The organism is Pilibacter termitis (genome assembly GCF_900167335.1).
GTDB lineage: Bacteria > Bacillota > Bacilli > Lactobacillales > Streptococcaceae > Pilibacter > Pilibacter termitis.
Genome location: NZ_FUXI01000002.1, coordinates 38,242 through 58,198 on the forward strand (window position 1 = coordinate 38,242; position 19,957 = coordinate 58,198).

Consider the following 19,957-nt stretch of genomic DNA (forward strand, 5'->3'; position numbering starts at 1 on the left):
GCTAGGCTGGAGCGAAGTAGAAGTTAAGTTTTTACGATTTCACGAAGTGCAATCGAAGAAAAGACTTCGAGTGGACGAAGTTCACGAGTGACCCTGCTTGGCTGGAGCGAAGCGGAAGTCAAGTTTCTTCGATTGTACGAAGTGTAATCGAAGAAAGGAGCATAAGCATGAAACGACTTATAAAATCAATTGTGTTAGTTATTATTGTTTTAGCATTGTCATTTATCCTGACAATCTACATGAACACAACAGCCAAACAAGTAGAAGAACAAGGCTTAATTCAAAGTGTTTCAACCAACTGTGGCAAAGTCATCAAAACATGGAAAATATCAGACATCCGTATCTACAAAGGACAAAGCGAACTAGATTTCCAAAAAAGACTAAGCTCGTTTGGGAAATAGAAAGAAAAGCGTAGAGGGGCGTTTTGAAGTCTGTGGCAGTGAGCCGTGCCGTTTACTTGCTACTACACTTCGTTTCGCATACAGTCTTTCTAAGAATCAAAGATTCTTGAAAGACTAGCATCAAAACGAAAGTTTCGAGCGCCACTGAGAACAGCCACCAGACTTCAGTCCCTCGCAGCTAGACAAAGAAAAGCGAGCGGGGCGTTTTGAAGTCTGTGGCAGTGAGCCGTGTCGTTTACTTGCTACTACACTTCGTTTCGCATACAGTCTTTCTAAGAATCAAAGATTCTTGAAAGACTAGCATCAAAACGAAGTTTCAAGCGACACTGCGAACAGTTGCCAAACTCCTGCCCCTCGTAGCTAGACACAGAAAAGCGAAGAGGGGCGGTAAGGAGTTTGCAACAGTGAGCCGTGTCGTTCATTTACTCGCAACGTAAGTTGCGAGCGACACTGCGAACAGTTGCCAAACTCCTGCCCCTCACAGCTAGACAAAGAAAAGCAAATCAAAACAATTTCCCAATCTGACGAGGAGGTGAGAGTATGGCAAGGAAAAAGAAGAAAAATGGAATTAAGCGTAATGCGATGAAACAATTTGTCTTCAAAATTTTCTTAGTGCTTGCCTTTCTCGTCTTCTTTAGTATCACGATTTATCCATTTGTTACAGATGCACTCAATAATCTCCTTGACACTGCGATTTTACACCACTACCAAGACAAAGCGACCAACGCTTATCAAAAAGCTCAAGAGGAAAAATACGAAGAAGAAAGCAAGAAAGAACGACTCAGAACAAGAGCGTTAGAAGACCCTTTTTCAGAAGAAAGTTTGGAAAATGCTGAGGTTAAAACACATTCGACCGAATTTTACTTTGAGCATACAATTGGTGTCGTCTACATTCCGAAAATCAAGCAACAACTTCCGATTTTCGACTCGACAAAAGAAGATTTTCTCTCAAAAGGTGCGGCATGGTTGGCGTATTCTTCATTTCCAAAAGGAGGAGTTGACCGCCATACAGTCATCTCTGCACACAGAGGATTGCCAACAGCGAGCTTGTTTACCGATTTGGACAAATTGGAGCGAGGAGACGTGTTTGTGATAATGGTGGGAAAAGAACATCTTGCGTATAAAGTGGTCGATATTAATATCGTAAAACCCGAGGACACGAGCAAAACACGTATTCAAAAAGGACGAGATTTGACGACACTTCTCACGTGTACACCTTACATGGTCAACACACACCGCTTGCTTGTCACAGGAGAGCGGACGACCCTCTTGCCCGATACGCAAAAAATGACCGAGGACATTGACAAATATCAACTTTTGAAACAATTTGGTTTGGTATCAGGTGTTGTTATGACACTTTCACTTTGCATTATTTATCTCTATTATGCACTTTTGACGTTATTAATAAGAGGAAATAGATATGACCTCACATTCCGTGTATTTGACCGAGACCATGCGTTAGAAATTCCGCTTTATGCAACTACTTTTGGCTTATATGATAAAAAAGGAAAACGCACGATTAAACGCAACGGAGAGCCAATCATTTGTCAAGTGGACGAAGAAACTGGTGTGGTACATATTCCCAATTTGCCGGGAATGAAATATCGCTTGAAAGCACTCTATGTGCCAGAAACACATTATCCATTGCCAGAGATGAAAATTTTTGTCGATAAAAGACGTGACAAAATAATGCAAATCAAACCAAGGAGAAAATTAAAACAATCACAATTCACGCAAAAACGAGTGAACAAAATGCTCCATGTGTGGATTGGTGCAAAATCACTTGATGCAATTCGCAAGGTGGAGGTGAAAGGATATGAAAAATAAGAGAAAACCATTCATTTTTCTATTATTCTTCCTTTTTCTCTGCCTTTTTTGCACGAGTGAAAGAGCAAACGCTCAAACACTTGTGCAAGTCGAAGTAGAAGAAGTAGTACTTGATGCAGGAGTAAAACTTGCCATTTACCGAGTAGACGAGGCATTTTCTTCCTACAAGCTAGGAGAGGCAATAAGTGACGAAGAAAAAATGCGACAATTTGCAAACGATTACGAACAAGGGTTTCTTGACGTTTCTACATGGATCAAGGCGTGTGAAAGTATCAAAATCAAGGAAAAACTCACCAATTTTCCGCTAAGCGAAAACGAGGGAATGTATATCCTAGTGCAAGAAAATACCGCAAAATTAGCAGTTCGCCCTGCATTATTTCGCCTGCCAGTAGAAAATGACACCCTCACCCTTTCCCCAAAGGTGACGGACACCATTTTGCCACCAGAAGAAAGTGGTGTCACCCCGACAGAAGAAAGCACCACAACGACAAGTAGTACACCAGAAATTCCCGAGAAAAATCCGCAAGACATTCACTTTTATTTGCACGGACTTGACCCAGAGGGAAATGATGAGGGGGCGTTATCTGGTGCGTGGTTTGTGATTGGGCGAGTGCATGACGGGAGGCGAGAATATTTACACGCTGACGGCACGTTTGGCGACAAGGACGGAGCAGTGCTATTTATCTCAGGCGAGGACGGACTTGTTTCTATCACGGGGTTTGAATTACCTGCGGGTGAGTATTTTATAGAAGAAATTCAAACAAGTAGCGAAATTTACACCATAGACCCCACACCGCAATATGTTATTTTTCTCATTCGAGAAGACGGCAGCAGCACGATTAACGGACAAGAAAGTGCAGTAGGTGTTATTTTATACAATTCTCGCACGCTTGACGCACCAATGGAGGACGAAGAAATTCCAAGAGGTCTCCTTCCAGACACTCTCGGCGATTTCTTTTCAGACGTAGAAGAATTTTTAGGCGACGTTGCCTCAAAAGCAGGAGAAGTAGTAGAAGTAGCACGCAAGTTTTTGCCTGATACAGGCGAAGCAGGAGAGTGGTGGTTGATTGCGATTGGGGGAGTGGTGTTGGTGGTTGTTTTTGTGGGTTGGAGGAAGAGGAAAGAGGATGAGGGGAGTGATTCTTAAATGTTTAGTTGTTTTATAGATATGTATAAAATTTTTGCCCTAGATGTATTTCTAGGGTGTTTTTTAGTGCTGCCCTTATCTTTATACAAAAAACACTAAATTAATACCCACCCCAATCCCCCAAAAAAACTCCAAATAAAAACATATGCTCACTTTAACGAGCATAATCTACATCTTTTATAATCAACCTTTTCATATCAACACAAGAAATAGAGCATAAATGATAAAAAGATTAAATAATAAAAGAATGAAAGTGCTTATTTAGTAAGCGTTAAATTCTTAAATAAAGTATGAGAAGAACGTGAAAGTTAGAAAACAGTGATGAATTATCGGAGATTGTAATAAATTAAAATATAAAAAACGCAAAAGTTGCCCAATTTCTCGACAATATTTTACAGATGATAAAAAATGAAGAAAGATAAAGGTGGTTATTGAATAAAGTTTGAAAAACGAAAATAAAGTTATTTTTGAAGATGAAAATATATTAAAAACAGGAGAATCCAATAAAAACACGTCAATAAAAAATTTCAAAAAACGAGGATTTAAGATATAATTAAGAATCATGAGGGTTAAATAAGGCGATAATGTATTATTTGCTCAAAAAAGTCGTTATGATAGGAAAAAAATAAGAAATACGGAGGACTTTCACTAGACATTTTAAAAAATGTACTATTTTATTAGTTGTTACTCAAAAATGAGTGATACTGCTGTTGACGTTTGCAGGAAGAAAATCCCCTTGAAAAAACGGCGACACTGCAAGCGAAAATCTTATTATAAAGGAGGTGTTTATACATGAAAAGTATTATAAAAATCGTATTGTTCACAAGTTTGATTTCTCTTTCTCCAGCTGTTGTTGGTGCTGAGGTTGGAAATACAAACGGTTCGATAACACTTGAAAAAGGAATGGTGGTTAATCCACCAACAAAACTAGAATTTGTAGCAAGGGATCCAGAAAATCCTGCTCGACCTTTTCCAGCCAATCCTATCTATAAGACAAGTGAATCTAGCAATTTTGGTACAGTCGTTGTAAATGGTCAATCTTACTGGGGGCAACTTGAATTTGATTTAGATCCAGAAGTTGATGCGACAAAGGAAGATAAAGATATTTTTCAAGAGGCGACAGATGAAAAACCCATGCTCTACTCATGGCGTGCCTATTTGAAAGACCCTCAAACTGCAAATGGTGTTTACAACGAACAGTGGCATCAAAATACAGGTCTGCCACACGCAGGACTAGTCTACGTCCCAGTAGCGTGGGATTTCGGAATGGGCTATGCCTCAGGCGAACATCAAGCATTGCAAGGTGTAGGGTATAAGAGTCTTTATACCGATAGAATTTCTCATTTGCAAATGTGGGACAATCGCACAGAGGACAACGAAACAGGTTGGACGGTGCGAGCGAAGTTAAACGACTACCCAACAGACGAAGAAACAAAGGAAAAACTCGTAGGTGCGTATATTACAATTCCTAAAGCAGTGGCAAGAAATGAGTTTAATACTCTGCCTAGTAGCAACACTCTTGCAAGCGAAAAATCAGACGACAAATTCATTACCAAAGAGGTAAATATTACAGCGACCGACTCAGTCGTGCTTTGGGAAACAAAGGGTAAAGCGGAGTTGGCAACACTTGGCTACACCGAAGAGCAAATCAAGACAACAGGAAAAGGAATGTCAACACTCACATGGAATACAGCAGATGTTCAGCTCCATATTCCAGAAAACAAGGATTTTCAGATTGGTGACTACCATTTTGGGATTTCATGGTCTATCGAAAAAGGACCAGAGGCATAATAAGGTTTTAATTGTCAACTTGGCAAATTAGAATAAAAGATTTATTTAGAGAAAGTGGTAAAACCTACAATGAAAAATATAAAACTATTTTCAACTTTAGCGTTGGCTGCAGTAGCATTTACCACAGCGGCAAATGTGTCTGCGACTATGACGGGATTAACGGACGGAGTCATTCACTTTGATGAGGACAACACGAATGTTACTCTTCCAAACGAACCAGCAAACCCAGACGACCCACATCCGTCAAATGACTCAAATAAACCAGATGTATTTCCGGGAGATGTTTATCCAAGCAATCCTACGGACGGTACAGAAGTGGATACAACAGGTGATTATCCAAACGTGATTGTTCCCGGGAAAAAAGGTGCGTTGTTCTTAGCGGAATATCCAAAAGAATTTAATTTTGGTACGCATAACATTAGCTCAGTGGACGTATTTGGCAATGTTGCTAAAACATACGACCAAGTAGGTAGCTCTGATTATAACCAAGCAGTATCTGTTTATGACGGACGTATGGATACAAACAAATGGCACGTGACAGGTGAATTTTCTGCCTTTGATACAGGGAAATTGACGGGTGCGACTATTACAATTACCAACTTGACAAATGCTTCATTGACCAATCAATTTGTTACAGGTTCTACGAAACTTACGAATACTGGAACGTACACTCTTACAAGTGGTGGTAGTGCAATGGAACTTTATTACGGAGATGAAAGTGCGAAAGGAACGAACTCTGTACTTTTCGGGAAAGTAGCTGAAATGGACGGAAGTAACACAAAAGTTGCCCTACACGTCAACGGTGCAACACTTGCAACAGGTGACCATAAAGCAACGATTAAATGGACGTTATCTGAAAATGCAAGGTACTAAAAAACACAACAAGGAAAGCACCCTTATTGTGTTTTTAAGAAAATATATACAGACTAATTGTAACAAAAGCAACGACTAGAGTCAAAAAGTAGATTTCGTAAGAAACAGAAAAGAGGATATACACCATGAAAAAAATTAAATTATTTTCAGCAATCGCACTGAGTGCATTTGCTGCAACATTGGCAGTTCAAATTACTTCTGCTGTTGAAGTGACTTCGCCAAGCAATAAGGCAGAGGCGACAACTGACGGAGAAATCACGTTCGGTTTGGATAGCACAGTCGTAGACCCGCCAAGTATTGAGGATCCAACAGTGCCAGATCCAAAAGATCCAGACGATCCAAACGTAACAGACCCTGCTGCAAAATCAGCACTCGCACTTACAAAATATCCAAAGAAATTTAGCTTTGGCGATCATGACGTAGATGCAACGATTCTCTACGACACAAGCGTGCAACACTACCCTCTTGTAGACCAAACAGGAGTTGTTTATGGCAACGAAAATGTAGGGGTACAAGTGCAAGACGGACGTATGAATAATGATGAGTGGAATTTGACGGTTGAGTTGAACGCAGGTTCATTTGCAAACTTAACTGGAGCAACCATTTCATTTGAAAATCCAATCAAAGCAACGCAATACGTAACTGGAGCTGGTGCAAATGGATTTACTGGGAAAGTAGAAGTTGCTGCTGGTGGTGCTGCGGCACAATTCTTCTCAGTAGCAGGTGCAGGGAACAAAGCAAAAGGATTCTCTTCACTATCTTTTGCAAATAAAACAGACATTAACTTGAATGTTACAGGTGACAACATTCGTACAGGTACACACACAGGAACTTTGACATGGACATTGTCAGGCACACCTGATGCGTAAAATGAAAGAGAGAGTAAAACAATGAAAAATACAAAATTATTTTCAACAGTCGCACTTGCTGCATTTGCAGTGGGTGTAACTTCCACAGTTTCAGCTGGGCCGATTACAGCGGGAAATACTTCTACAACGGAGGTGACTCCGGGAGTGGCAGAGTTTATTCAAGATACTTCGATTATCACACCTCCTGTCGACGAGCCTGATGAAGGAACAGGACCATACACAGCAGGAGATTTGGCAATCGCAGGTGTGCCAAAAGAATTTAACTTTGGCAGAACTGCCATTTCAAATGCAGACACTTTACTTGCGACAAAAGAAATTGTCCAAAAAGACTATTATTCAACTGAAAACACAAAAGATGATAGCTCAAAAACAAAATACCCAGCAGGGAATACTCAAGGGGTAACGATTTATGACGGTCGTGTGTTGAACGATTCTTGGGCAGTTGCAGTGTCTTCCACTCAATTTGTCAATACGGCTGACAGCACGAAAAAATTAGTAGGTGCAACGATTGTCATTGACCCAACAGCTACTCGTTCAATTGACGGCCCTGCGGGACAACAAGACATTGTAGGTCCTACTGGCAATAAATTTACTATTGTAGCAGACGGAGCAACGAGTACGGCAAATATCTTGAAAGCTGGCACAACAAAGGCTAAAGGACATTCAAGATTAGAATGGAACGTTGGTGATGTGAAACTTGCAGTTCCCGGCGACCAACTTAGTTTAGGTGAGTATAAAGCAACTGTAACATGGACACTCACAGGAACGCCAGACGCTTAATAATAAAATAATCGCTTGGTTAGAGGAGAGGGATTTCCTCCCTCTAACTTGAGGCGATAAATGTTGATTACTTGCAAAAAACGCTACACAAGAATAGGGAGAATCATTATGCTTTCAAAAAAGAAAATTCAATTCATACGGCTAATGCTTACGGTACTTGCGAGTGCAACGGTTATGTTTGCAACTACAACAGAAGTATTTGCGGCAGGAGCTGCATATTCGATTAGTAAAGTGCCAGTAGGAGCAGATGAAATAGACTCAAAAGCTTCCTATTACGATTTGAAATTAAAAGCAGGACAGAAAAAGACCATTCAAGCAGACATTCGCAACACAGGAACAAAAGAAATCGTAGTAAAAAATGAAATTTTTGCTGCATTTACCAATGCAAATGGCGAAATAGATTACACCAAACAGGCGGAAAGTTATGATGCCTCACTCAAAGTGAAGATGAATGACATTGCAAAAGTGAAAGCAAGCGACATCAATGCAACCATTCCTGCGGGAAAGAAAAGAACCGTTTCAGTTGATATTGAAATGCCAAAAGAAGTGCAAACAGGTGTGATTTTAGGCTCATGGCACTTTGAGGAAGTAGCAAAAGATGACGAAAACAAGAAAAGTAGCGGAGTGACGATAGATTCCAAATACGCCTATGCACTAGCGATAAAAATTACAGTGGACAAAGAAATTTCAAAGCCAAACCTAAATCTTCTAGGTGTAACAACAGGGCTTTTAAATTATAAAAAAGCATTCCTTGCGGAAATTCAAAATGATCAACCAGCACTTTTGACAAGGGTGAAAATTGAAGGGAACGTTACGGATAAAGGTAAATTTGAAACACTCTATTCCAATACAATGGAATCTGTGAGTTTTGCTCCTAATTCAAAATATCAGTTTCCAGTTTATTTGAATCAGGATCAGCTGAGAGCAGGCGAATATACTTATCGTATCAAAGCGGTAACGCAAGATCCGAAAAATGGTTTTACAGGTCAAAAGTGGGAATGGAATTTGGATTTTACCGTTTTGCCAGAACAAGCGGAGAAAGTCAACAAGGAGGCAATCAATGACGGCAAAGCTGCTCCTACCTTTTTAGATTATGTGAAAGCGTACTGGTGGGCGATTGCTCTTGGTGTAGTAGTGATTATTGGATTTATATTTTTACTTTTCTTCTTACTAGGCAAACGTCGCAAGAAAAAAGATGATACAGATGAAAATGTCGAAATGGAAGTAGGAGCATTAGAAACAATTCGTCGCATAGAAGAAACGAAAAGACGTGCAGCTGAACGTGCGGAAAGAAGAAAAAGAAATAGCGAAGCGTAAAAAGAGATGAGTGGGACGATTAATTTAGAACGAGAGGTGGAACAATGAAAAAGATTTGTCATGTAATAAAAAGTGTACTTTTCCTCGCTTTACTTGTATTACCAATGTTAAGCACAACACCTATACAGGCACAGACACGTGGAACAGTTATTTTAAGAGATGCTCTGCCGGGTACGTTTGATGAAGAGCCAACAATTGCCAAACCAACGACACCGACAGCAAAAACTCCAACCGTAACACCTGAGGCCCCCTTGCCTGCGACAGGTGAAGTAATTGGAATGTGGATAAGTATCGTAGGAGTTGGCTTGATTGTTGTTGTACTTCTTCTTTGGAAAAAGAAAAAACGTGGTACAACTGTCGAAGGAGAGTGGAAAGTATGACGAAAAAACGAATAATTGTTGCGTTTCTAGTAATGGTATTGTTTACAAATGTCGCAACAATCTCTGTTTCAAATCCGATTTTAGCAGTAGAAAACGGAAAAACTGCGAAAGTGCAATCCAATATGAATTTGACTCTTGCAGACGAAGATCATCTGACGGTGAAAAAAGGGGCGAAAACTACTTATACCTTAGATTTTAAAGATGCAGATGTCAATCAAAAGGCAATTTATTCGCTTGTATTGCCTGAGGGGGTTGAGAAAAACACTCTTTTCACCACAGGAGTCGATAGCTATGACGAAAAGACAAGAACGCTCGAGTTAAAAGCACCAAAATCTAACAAAGAGGCGACCTCTATCGCTCTTGATTTTGACTTGGAAAATAACACGGAATTAGTCGTTCAAAAAACGTTGAACGGTTTGGTTAGCACCTCTGTGCCACTTTATGTGGAAGTGACAGAAAAAAACACCACAGACTCTGGTGCAATCCTTCCCGTAGCTCCGCAAGTAGTGAGTTCACCAAAAGCAACAAGAGGCATTACGCCAAGAGGATTTATTAGCGGAGAAACAGCTCATGTAGAAAACTGGATGGAATTTTTCGACGCAATGAGCAATAATAGCGTTTTTCACATTGTACTCGAGGACAATATCGTGATTCCCAATACAGCATCAGTTGCTGACGGAGGAACGGGTCAGGATCTTGGAGCGATGTATAGAGCAGCTCACAATGGCAACAGTCAACCGAACACATCCAATCATAGAGCCGACGCTCTTAACTGGCGTACTACCACAAATACAAGTGGCGGAGATGCCTACTTTGGTTTTAACCGCACGCAAGCAGGGTGTGCAAAAGAATTGGTCATTGACGGTCAAGGGCAATATGCAATTGATACAGGTTCTATCTGTTTTACATGGCATGACGGATTTATTCGTAGTGTACGTGTAAAAGATTTGACCACGTATAATGGCAATTACTATGGCTTTATGACACTCAATGACATAGGTGCAGACAATCAACTTCGTTCAACGATTACCTATGAAAACTACATCGCCAAAGGCACGCAAATGATGCACGCTCCTTATACAATGGTAAAAATGGAAGGTTATGTAGCAAACATTCAAGACGATACAGGTTATTACCAAACCCCATTTCGTACAGGAACCTCCGTTGCAAATGGTTGGCGATATAACTATCAAGCCTATAACTATATGGAATGTAACCTCTACGCTGGTAAGTTAGACATTATGGATAATGCACAAGTGTATCTCTATTCTTCTAACTCAGGAAATATCGACTTAAATGGTCCAATGGTCGTTCATTCTGGAGCAGTCATTCATGCGAGTAGTTCGTTCAAAATGAGTAATGGAAGTCCAAATACCGCAGGATTTGAAGACGATACACGTGGAGTGAATATCGAGCTTGAAAACTTAGATACTCGTATTGGGAATGCAAACCTCAAGTTAGAGGAAGGTAGCCGTGTGTTCTTGTATGAGGATAAATCCAAGCATGATTACGGAGCATTATCTCTTAGAAGTGCCAACTCAAAAGTAGAAATACTAGACGGTGCAACACTTGAAGTGTATTCAACGGAACACACGAATACTGTCTTTGCAGAATCATGGCGTCCGATTGTGTATTTAGCAGACGGAGCAATCGTTGATATTTCTTCTTATGGTCGCCTATCTGTTTTTGCCACAGGTATGCAAAACGGTATGAGTCCTATCTGTGTGGCAGGAAATGCTCAATTTAACATTAAAAAAGACGGAATCCTCGATGTTGTAGCAGATACGACGGATAATTTGATAAAAGTAAACGGCACGAATGCGAAAATCATCTTTGACGATGCGTATCGTGTAAACCTCGCTCGTATTTCTTCTACCAACCGTCCCAATAATCTTATTGGAACAGTTGGGGCTGGCGATACAATTGGCATACAAGTAAAAAATCAACGAGTTGCTCAGTGGGATAGTACGGCTGCAGTAACGCTAAAAAGTAGTTCACTTGTGACGGATACCAATATTTCTGGCACGCACGAAAATCCAATTCCTGCATTAAACGGTGCGTATCCATTTGGGTTTGAGTATGAACTTGATGATGAGAATTTCTCACGTGAATGGTTGCCGATTTACAGCTTGACGGCAGGATTCAGCTCGAACAACTATAACGCAGTAAATTCTGGTATTAAAACGTATATCGCCGCAGACTCGGCAGATTTAAAAAATAAATTTGGTCGCTCAACAGATGTATTCAATACAGATGTTTCCTCAACCACAGGAAATAAACCAAATCGTATTTTGTTTACGAAATTGTATGATATTGAAGTTCAGTTGTTCTCGACATTGACGGACAATAGCTCGCTTGCTACACGTACTTTTACAGGTGATGTTACAAGAGGAATTGAAAAAGGAGCAACGAATGGCTTTGCCACAGATTCTAATGGCGACTACAAATGGCTCAGTCCAACGGTCAATAAAGAAACACTCTCCATTGATTATGACCCGAGATGTGAAATTGTTGGGCGTACAGGTGTGGTAGTAGAACATATGAAATACAACTACACTACAAAGAAAATGGAAATGTATTCGACTTTTGTGCCAGTAGAAGATGCGTTGGTGAAATTATTGCCAAATGGTAGTGTGAATCCAGTAAGTGAGGTTCATTCGACAACGTTTAACGGAGTGGAAAAACCACTTGCCGACAAAGTGGTCAATCTATCCAATCTCTCAAGTGATGCTCTAGTAGGTTCTACTTTTGCAGACGGAAAATACAGCAAGCTCTCTAGCAAGGAAAATGATACAGTAACCACCTCAAAAGGAACGCAATTACGAGGTGGAGGGTACTTTGTCTATACATTGCCAAATAACGGTGTGTTTGTAGCAGAGGACTTGGTCAAGGTATCTGCGTACAAAGACGGGAAAGAGTTCACTTATGGTGAGACGGTTAAAAAACAATCGCTCAGAGTATTAGATGAAACCAGCCCAACTGCAGAACCAAAAGACAATGCTTATGATAAAAATAGTGCAACGTCTATTAACCATAGTTCAGCAGGAATTTTGCCGACACCCGCCTCTCTCATTCAAAATGAACAAGATAGCAATCCGTATTCTTCGACAAGTGGTTTCTACTCAAGAGAATTTGACTACACCACACCAACGACTACGATAGCAGGTGTAATTCCTATCACAAGTCAAACTCAATTTGAAACGCTCGTTGCCGATTTGTCGGTAGATGAAACGCAAATATTTAGTATTGGTATTGTAGTGAAAGATAAAGCAGGAAATCCTTGTCGTGTAGACACAGTGTTCTTCAAAATATCAAGAAGTACAATTGGTTTGACGGTGAGTGATGTGTATATTTATGAGTCAGATTTCAAGGCTTCACGCATTTCTCAGGGTGATGTGACATTATTGAAATATTTCCTTGTGCAACAAGGGATTAGTAACGTTCATTATGAAGTAAAAGACGACAATGACAGCATTATCGTATCAAAAAATTATCAGCCAGATACTTCGGCAATCGCTAGTAATAAAATCTTCCGAGTGGACGAATTGAATGGCTTGGATACGCAACAAACTCCGGGAGTAGTTTACCAAGTGGAGGCATCTCTCGTAGCAGAGAAAGCGAATCCTGGGAAAAATCCAGCAAATGGTATTGCCAAAGACGTGCCAATTACTTTTAATGTAATGATTATTCCAGACGCACGTGAACTTACAGGCTCTGACACGCTAGATTTTGGTACGCATAGTATTTCTGGGCTCACACCAACAGGAGAATACAGCTTAGACCAACAATTTGGCTCGCTCGTTGTCAAAGATAACAAGAATATGTATGACACCTCTCAAGGAAGTGAGGCAAACAAAACGCTTGTTTACAATGCAGCAGGGAATACAGAGACGATTCTCACTGGAAAAGTGGACGACATCAGCAAAATTACAAAAAGGAATTTGGCAAATGTGCCAGACACGTGGAAAATTTCAGCGCAGCTTACCAAACCTCTGACAGAAGTTTCAACGGGACGTGTTTTGCGAGGAGTCATCTACTTTGGCACAGGAAAATTTACTTCTGATAATAGCAGTGCAGTTGTCAACAAGGAAATTTCAGCAGTAGGAGGTTCTGTTGAATTAATCAACGGAAACACCAATGTGAATAAACGAAAAGGTGAACATTCGATTACGTTTAATCAAAACGAAGTCAAACTAAGAGTCCCTGAGTCTGAAAAATCACTTGGTAGCTTTGAAGGTGAAATCACTTATACCTACACCTCTACCCCAACAGCATAAGAGAATTTCACCTCGCCCGAGCGGAAAAACAGTCAAGAAGAAAACCGCTTCTTGACTGTTTTTCAATATTGTATTAAAATGTGCTAAAAAGTGAAATATGTAGGGGTTTCACCTTTTCATTCAATGAGGTAGATATGCTCAAAATTATAAAAATTATCGCCGTCCTATGATTGTTTTCTCTCTTTTTGTGGAAAAAAACACTAGGTTTTACGGTTTTGTAAAAAATGCGATTTTTTATAAAATATTTGAGCAAAAAAGAAGTTTATAAAGTTTTATCTTTGTGTGGGGATAGCCAAAAAAGCTATTAAAGTTAAAATTTTGAGTATCAATTATCTACAAGTTGAAAAAAGAATATGTGACTCGGAGGTAGAAAGAATGGGTTGGGAAGATTTTGAGGTGAACTTTTTTCAAAAAACATTGAACACAGACGGCGGGCGGGTTGCGTTAGACAGACGAAAAACGCTCAAAGACGAGCTGTTTTTCCATGTGAAAAATTATTTTGATACACATTTTAAGACGGTTTTCATTGACTCGGCTGTTCATGGTGGCTTATTGAGAATATGCGAACGAGAGCATTTAGTGCTTCATTCTTTCTGCGTTCGCCAAAAGTCTGAGGGATTTTCTCTGTCAACAGAGGAATTAATCAAGGTATTTGAAAATAGTTTTCCAAGTTTTTATTTGACACTTTTAGTGGTCGGAAGTAAAAATGGAAAAAACGTCTATTATTTTGAATTTATGCCACTTGTTGTCAATGAGAGTATTCCTTTTGTCCAAAGCGATTTTCCTTTGTCGCTCTCAAGACTAGGCAACGGAATGAAAGCGGAAGAATTAGCTGATTGTTTTGCTCTTGCGTTTGCCGAAATGTTTCATACAGAGGGCATGACAAAAGCAATATCAAAAGAGGAATATGACAAGAAATTTGCCAAAACAAGTACGGCAGAGAAAAAAGTTTACACTGTTGCAGCGGAAGTTGTTCCTTGTGAACCAAAAAAAGTCGAATGTGAACTAGAGTATACGAAAGTCAATCCGCCAGAAATACCAGCGGAATTTATGATACAATTTTCACAGATGAGTATCGAAAATGAGGCACTTCGTCTTGAAAATCAAAGGTATCATAAAATGCTTTCCTTAGATGAAAATATCGCTTATGGCAAGAAAGAACACCGAGGAAAATGGATTGTCCTTTCTAAAAGTGAAATTGTCGAATTACAAGTGAGTATTCAATTTTTAGAAGATGTTTGGAGAGATCATTTAGAGCTTTTGGATATTATGAAAAACAAATCTGAACGGCGAGTATTAAGAAACAAACGTGCCAAACTTTTGGAAGTGAGAAAGAAAATGTTTGATTTACGAGTGAAAAAACTTATCAATGAGCTAGGTTATTTGCAAAAAGGAAAACCGAGTAGATTTTCTGTATTTAAAAGCCCGTATCCGATCAAACTTTCATCTGACGATTACGAGCGTTTCGTTGACATTGTCAAATTTTCTCATTTCATTGAACAGGAAAATTATCGCATTGAGTCTTTGCTCGAAATCTAACAAAAGGGTACCCTAAAAAAGTCATCTTAAAGAGTTAAGGTGGCTTTTTTGGCTTGCACGGAAAAAACGGTGAAATGCCTAAAGTAAAGAGTTTTGGCTTAATTTGTGAAATTTCACAAACAAATCAGTTGTAAAAAAAGAAAAAGTGCAAGACAATAGAGGTGCAAACGATTTCCGGTAAAGGGGAAGTTTGTGAAAAAATGAGAGGAATTCCTTCTCATGCTCGTAAAAGTGAGCAATACAATAAAAAAGGAAGTGAAAACTTTGAGATACATTGTAAATAAAAATCTCTCTGCTCCTTACAATATCGCCCTTGATGAGTGGCTTTTGACGAGTTTGCGACCTGATGAAGCGGTGTTTGCCCTTTGGCAAAATCAAAATGCAGTCATTGTCGGCAAACATCAGAATACCTTTGAGGAGGTAAACGAGGAATTTGTCAAAGAACACAACATTGAAGTGGTACGTCGTGTAACAGGAGGCGGTGCAGTTTATCATGATTTAGGAAATTTGAATTTCACCTTTATCATACCAGTAGCAACTGCCGAGCAGGTAGATTGGAAAACATTTGTCGCACCAATGGTTGTCGCTCTACAAAAACTTGGGATTCCAGCCGAAGTGAGTGGTCGCAATGATTTGGTTGTCAACGGCAAAAAAATTAGCGGAAACGCTCAACGTTATGCAAATGGCTATCTCATGCACCACGGCACTTTACTTTTCAACAGCGACATAGAAGTGATGATTCGCTCTTTGAATGTCAACGATGAGAAATTTATCTCAAAAGCAGTCAAAAGTGTTCGCTCACGTGTAGGGAATATTCAAGAATACGCACCTATGCTTACGATTGAAGAGTTTCAGCGTGCATTAACGCATGAATTGAGCAGACAAGGCGTGGATAAGGAAATTATTTTGACCGAGGAACAAGTGGCACAAGTCAAACGATTAGAGCGAGAAAAATTTTCCACATGGGACTGGAATTATGGCGAAAGTCCAAAATTTAACTATCATGCTCATGAAAAATTTGACGGCGGGATCGTGGACGTGAAGGCACAAGTCGAGGACGGAAAGATTTTCGGCATTACGTTTGAGGGCGATTTTCTCGGAATTGAAGATATTGAAGACTTACTCCCAGAATTTATCGGTCTCCCCTTTAGCGAAATAAAAATCCACGAGCTACTAAGCCAGCACGAAGAAAAGAAATATTTTGGCTCAATTAAGACGGAAGAAATAGCGGGGTTGTTTAAGGAAAATTAATTTTAGAGGAGGTTTCCCAATGAGTAAAGGACAAGAAATCCTAGATTTCAAAACGCAAATGATTGCTCAAGACGAAGAATTTCCAACCTTACAGGTTTTAGGAAATGACGGTGTGTTACTTGATGAAGAATTGCTAAAAGAGGCAGAAGTGACAGACGAAGATTTGGTCGCTATCATGAAACGCATGGTGAAACAATACGTGCTAAATGAACGTAGCGTAAAACTTGCCAAACAAGGTCGACTAGGGTTTGTAGCTCCAACACGAGGGCAAGAGGCGAGCCAGTCAGCGACGAGCTATGCTTTCACTGAGGAAGATTATCTCATGCCGGGGTATCGAGACATTCCGCAAATGATTCACAAAGGTTATCCGATTTACAAAGCATTTCTTTGGAGCCGTGGGCATTTTGAGGGGAATGAAATGGGTGAGGTCAATACATGGTTTCCACAAATCATTATCGGTGCTCAATATGTTGAGGCAGCAGGAATTGCTCTTGGTATGAAAAAACGTGGGAAAAATGCTTGTGCCTACACTTATACAGGTGACGGTGGCTCTTCTCAAGGGGATACTTATGAGGGAATGAATTTTGCTGGAGCCTACAAAGCCAACGCTGTATTCTTTATCCAAAACAACGGGTTTGCGATTTCCACACCAAGAAAATCACAAACTTCTGCTCCGCATTTAGCAGCGAAAGGTTGGGGTGCTGGGATTCCAAGTGTTGTTGTAGACGGAATGGACGCTCTGGCTTGCTATATTGCAGCCAAAAAAGCACGTGAGTGGACGGTGGCAGGAAATGGTCCAGTGTTGATTGAAACACTTTGCGACCGCCTTGAACCACATTCTATGAGTGGAGACGATCCGCTTCGCTATCGGACAAAAGAGGACATTGACGAATGGTATCAAAAAGATCCGCTCATTCGTATGCGTATTTTCTTAGAGAAGAAAGGTCTTTGGAGTGAAGAGATTGAAACAGCTTATTCTGAAGAGGTCAATGGAGAAATTGATGAGGCAGTAAAATTAGCAGATAATGTAGCCAAGCAGAAAGTATCTGATTTTATTGCAAACACTCTTGAAGAGCCGAGTTATGTGATGAAAGAGCAAATTGCAAAATTTCAAGAGGAGGGCAAGTAAATGGCAGTGAAAACATATATCGCAGCAATCACCGAGGCACTTGATTTGGCACTTGAAAAAGATGAAAATGTCTTGATTTTCGGGGAAGATGTCGCTGAAAATGGCGGAGTGTTTCGTGTAACAGACGGCTTGAACACAAAATATGGCAGTGATAGAGTATTCAACACTCCGCTTGCAGAAAGTGCGATTGGTGGCTTAGCTATCGGTTTGACAACGCAAGGGTATCGTCCAATTATGGAAATTCAATTTTTCGGTTTCATTTACGAAGTCATGGACTCTATCAACGGACAAATGGCAAGAAATCGTTTCCGTTTTCACGGAACGAAGAATTTTCCTATCGTTGTTCGCTCACCTTATGGAGGTGGCACACACACGCCAGAAATGCACGCTGATAACCTTGAGGGCTTAATGGCTCAACAGCCGGGGTTGCGTGTAGTTATGCCAAGCAATCCAGCAGATGCCAAAGGTTTGTTGCTCTCTGCAATTGAATCCAATGACCCTGTTATTTTCCTTGAAAACTTGAAATTGTATCGCTCGGTAAAAGGTGAAGTGCCTGAGGGGTATTATACGACACCACTGGATAAGGCAAATGTGGTAAAAGAGGGGAATGATCTTTCGATTATCACCTATGGTGGCATGGTGCCAGTGAGTGTAAAAGCAGCGGAAGTTCTCGAAAAAGAGGGGATTTCTGTTGAAGTGCTTGATTTACGAACCGTATCCCCGCTTGACATTGAGGCAATTGGTGCAACCGTTGAAAAAACAGGACGTGTCGTAGTTGCCCAAGAGGCACAACGTCAAGCAGGTATTGCAAGCAATATCATGAGTGAAATTTCAGAACGCTTTATCATGAACTTAAACGCACCAATCGGTCGCCTCTCAGCCCCAGACAGTATCTACCCATTTGCAGTAGCTGAAAACGACTGGTTACCACAAGTAGATGATGTGGTGGCGAAAGTGAAAGAAATTTTGAGCTATGAGTAAATAAATGAAAAGTGAAGTGCTTGGAGATTGCGATAAGTTTAAATGTTTGCAATCTCTTGCATCACTTGCTGAGACAATAACTCAAAACAAAAAAATAAAAGGAGTGAGCGTAATAATGGCAAATATATTCAACTTTCCCGATGTAGGAGAAGGAATGCACGAGGGAGAAATTGCCTCTTGGCTTGTAAAAGTGGGAGACGTCATCAAAGAAGATGACCCAATTGCCGAAGTGCAAAATGATAAATTATTACAAGAAATTTTGTCTCCATTTTCTGGAAAAATTACCAAACTTTTTGTGGAGGCAGGAACAATCGTAGAAGTGGGAAGTCCAATCGTGGAATTTGATGGCGATGGAAGTGAAAGCGTTGAGGAAATGTCGAAAACACCCGCAACACCCGCAAACGCAGAAACGGCAACAATACCGCCTGTTTCTAGTGTTTCAGAAGAGAAGAAAACAGTCCCAATGATTGACGGGCAACTTCGAGCAATGCCAAGCGTTCGCAGATTTGCAAGACAAAACGGAATTGATTTAACGAAAGTTATCGCAACAGGTCGTCATGGCAACGTTACACTTGAAGATGTGAAAAATTTCCAAGCAACTGGCAAGGAAATTGAAACATCAGAAGTCGCACCAATCTCCGCTCAAAGCGAAGAAGTGTCAACACCTGCACCAAAAGTTGAAAGCAAATCAGGGCGAGTGGCAATGAGTCCAATTCGCAAGGCAATTGCTAAAAACATGACGAGCCAAAAACAAAATGTCCCACACGTTACCCTTTTTGAAAGTGTAGAAGTAAGTAAACTCATCGCTCATCGCAACGAATACAAGGAAATTGCTGCCAAACAAGAAATCAAACTTACCTATCTTGCGTATGTGACCAAAGCACTTTCTGCTATGGCGAAGAAATTCCCAGAGTTGAACGCTCATGTCGATATGACCAAAATGGAAATTGTTTACCCTGAGGAAATTCACGTAGGAATTGCCGTAGATACACCGAGTGGTCTATTTGTACCTGTCGTGAAAAATGCAGATAGCAAGTCCATTCTTGCAATCGCAAAAGAAATCAGTGAGCTTGCTCTAGCGGCACGAAAGGGGAATTTGACACCAGACGTGGCAAGTGGTTCAACGATTACGATTTCTAACATTGGTTCCGCACGTGGCAATTGGTTTACCCCAGTAATCAATGTGGGAGAATCAAGTATTCTAGGACTTGGCACAATCGCAAAAGAGCCAGTTGTCAATGATGAAGGCGAAATTGTTGTGGGCAATATGATGAAACTTTCTCTTTCATTTGATCATCGACTAATTGACGGAATGCTCGCTCAAAATGCAATAAATTATTTGAAAAACTTACTTTCTGACCCAAATTATATGCTAATGGAAGTTTAGAGGTTTCT

15 protein-coding genes are annotated in these 19,957 nt (G+C 40.3%); all 15 read left to right on the forward strand.

Features of this window, described 5'->3' with window-relative positions; all coding sequences use genetic code 11:
- Positions 1 to 167: 167 nt before the first annotated feature.
- The 15 genes from B5D30_RS00950 to B5D30_RS01020 all read left to right on the forward strand — a co-directional run bounded on the left by B5D30_RS00950 (position 168) and on the right by B5D30_RS01020 (position 19,949).
- Positions 168 to 401, forward strand: a complete 234-nt coding sequence (locus B5D30_RS00950) for a hypothetical protein (protein ID WP_078806157.1) — start codon at positions 168 to 170, stop codon at positions 399 to 401.
- A gap of 540 nt (positions 402 to 941) precedes the next feature.
- Positions 942 to 2,228: a class C sortase gene (locus B5D30_RS00955; protein WP_078806158.1), complete on the forward strand. Its 1,287-nt coding sequence runs from the start codon at positions 942 to 944 to the stop codon at positions 2,226 to 2,228.
- Positions 2,218 to 3,375 carry an LPXTG cell wall anchor domain-containing protein gene (locus tag B5D30_RS00960; RefSeq protein WP_078806159.1) on the forward strand — a complete coding sequence of 386 codons (1,158 nt, stop codon included), beginning with the start codon at positions 2,218 to 2,220 and terminating at the stop codon, positions 3,373 to 3,375. Before B5D30_RS00955 ends, B5D30_RS00960 begins: the two co-directional genes overlap by 11 nt.
- Before the next feature lie 792 nt (positions 3,376 to 4,167).
- Positions 4,168 to 5,166, forward strand: coding sequence for a WxL domain-containing protein (locus B5D30_RS00965; protein WP_078806160.1), 999 nt, complete (start codon positions 4,168 to 4,170; stop codon positions 5,164 to 5,166).
- Positions 5,167 to 5,235: 69 nt separating this feature from the next.
- Positions 5,236 to 6,039 carry a WxL domain-containing protein gene (locus tag B5D30_RS00970; protein WP_078806161.1) on the forward strand — a complete coding sequence of 268 codons (804 nt, stop codon included), beginning with the start codon at positions 5,236 to 5,238 and terminating at the stop codon, positions 6,037 to 6,039.
- Between the two features lie 125 nt (positions 6,040 to 6,164).
- Entirely contained in the window at positions 6,165 to 6,908 is a 744-nt protein-coding gene (locus tag B5D30_RS00975) for a WxL domain-containing protein (RefSeq protein WP_078806162.1), read from the forward strand.
- A gap of 21 nt (positions 6,909 to 6,929) precedes the next feature.
- Positions 6,930 to 7,688: a WxL domain-containing protein gene (locus B5D30_RS00980; protein WP_078806163.1), complete on the forward strand. Its 759-nt coding sequence runs from the start codon at positions 6,930 to 6,932 to the stop codon at positions 7,686 to 7,688.
- Between the two features lie 108 nt (positions 7,689 to 7,796).
- Positions 7,797 to 9,005: a WxLIP family cell surface protein gene (locus tag B5D30_RS00985; RefSeq protein ID WP_159443152.1), complete on the forward strand. Its 1,209-nt coding sequence runs from the start codon at positions 7,797 to 7,799 to the stop codon at positions 9,003 to 9,005.
- A 44-nt stretch (positions 9,006 to 9,049) separates the two neighbouring features.
- Positions 9,050 to 9,385, forward strand: coding sequence for an LPXTG cell wall anchor domain-containing protein (locus B5D30_RS00990; protein ID WP_078806165.1), 336 nt, complete (start codon positions 9,050 to 9,052; stop codon positions 9,383 to 9,385).
- Positions 9,382 to 13,662, forward strand: coding sequence for a pectate lyase-like adhesive domain-containing protein (locus tag B5D30_RS00995; RefSeq protein WP_078806166.1), 4,281 nt, complete (start codon positions 9,382 to 9,384; stop codon positions 13,660 to 13,662). Before B5D30_RS00990 ends, B5D30_RS00995 begins: the two co-directional genes overlap by 4 nt.
- 375 nt (positions 13,663 to 14,037) lie before the next feature.
- Entirely contained in the window at positions 14,038 to 15,201 is a 1,164-nt protein-coding gene (locus B5D30_RS01000) for a hypothetical protein (RefSeq protein WP_078806167.1), read from the forward strand.
- A 264-nt stretch (positions 15,202 to 15,465) separates the two neighbouring features.
- Positions 15,466 to 16,452, forward strand: coding sequence for a lipoate--protein ligase (locus B5D30_RS01005; RefSeq protein WP_234984590.1), 987 nt, complete (start codon positions 15,466 to 15,468; stop codon positions 16,450 to 16,452).
- A gap of 19 nt (positions 16,453 to 16,471) precedes the next feature.
- Positions 16,472 to 17,581, forward strand: coding sequence for a thiamine pyrophosphate-dependent enzyme (locus B5D30_RS01010; RefSeq protein ID WP_078806169.1), 1,110 nt, complete (start codon positions 16,472 to 16,474; stop codon positions 17,579 to 17,581).
- On the forward strand, positions 17,582 to 18,562 hold the full coding sequence (locus B5D30_RS01015; RefSeq protein ID WP_078806170.1) for an alpha-ketoacid dehydrogenase subunit beta: 981 nt from the start codon (positions 17,582 to 17,584) through the stop codon (positions 18,560 to 18,562).
- Positions 18,563 to 18,677: 115 nt separating this feature from the next.
- Positions 18,678 to 19,949 carry a dihydrolipoamide acetyltransferase family protein gene (locus B5D30_RS01020; protein WP_078806171.1) on the forward strand — a complete coding sequence of 424 codons (1,272 nt, stop codon included), beginning with the start codon at positions 18,678 to 18,680 and terminating at the stop codon, positions 19,947 to 19,949.
- Positions 19,950 to 19,957 lie beyond the last annotated feature (8 nt).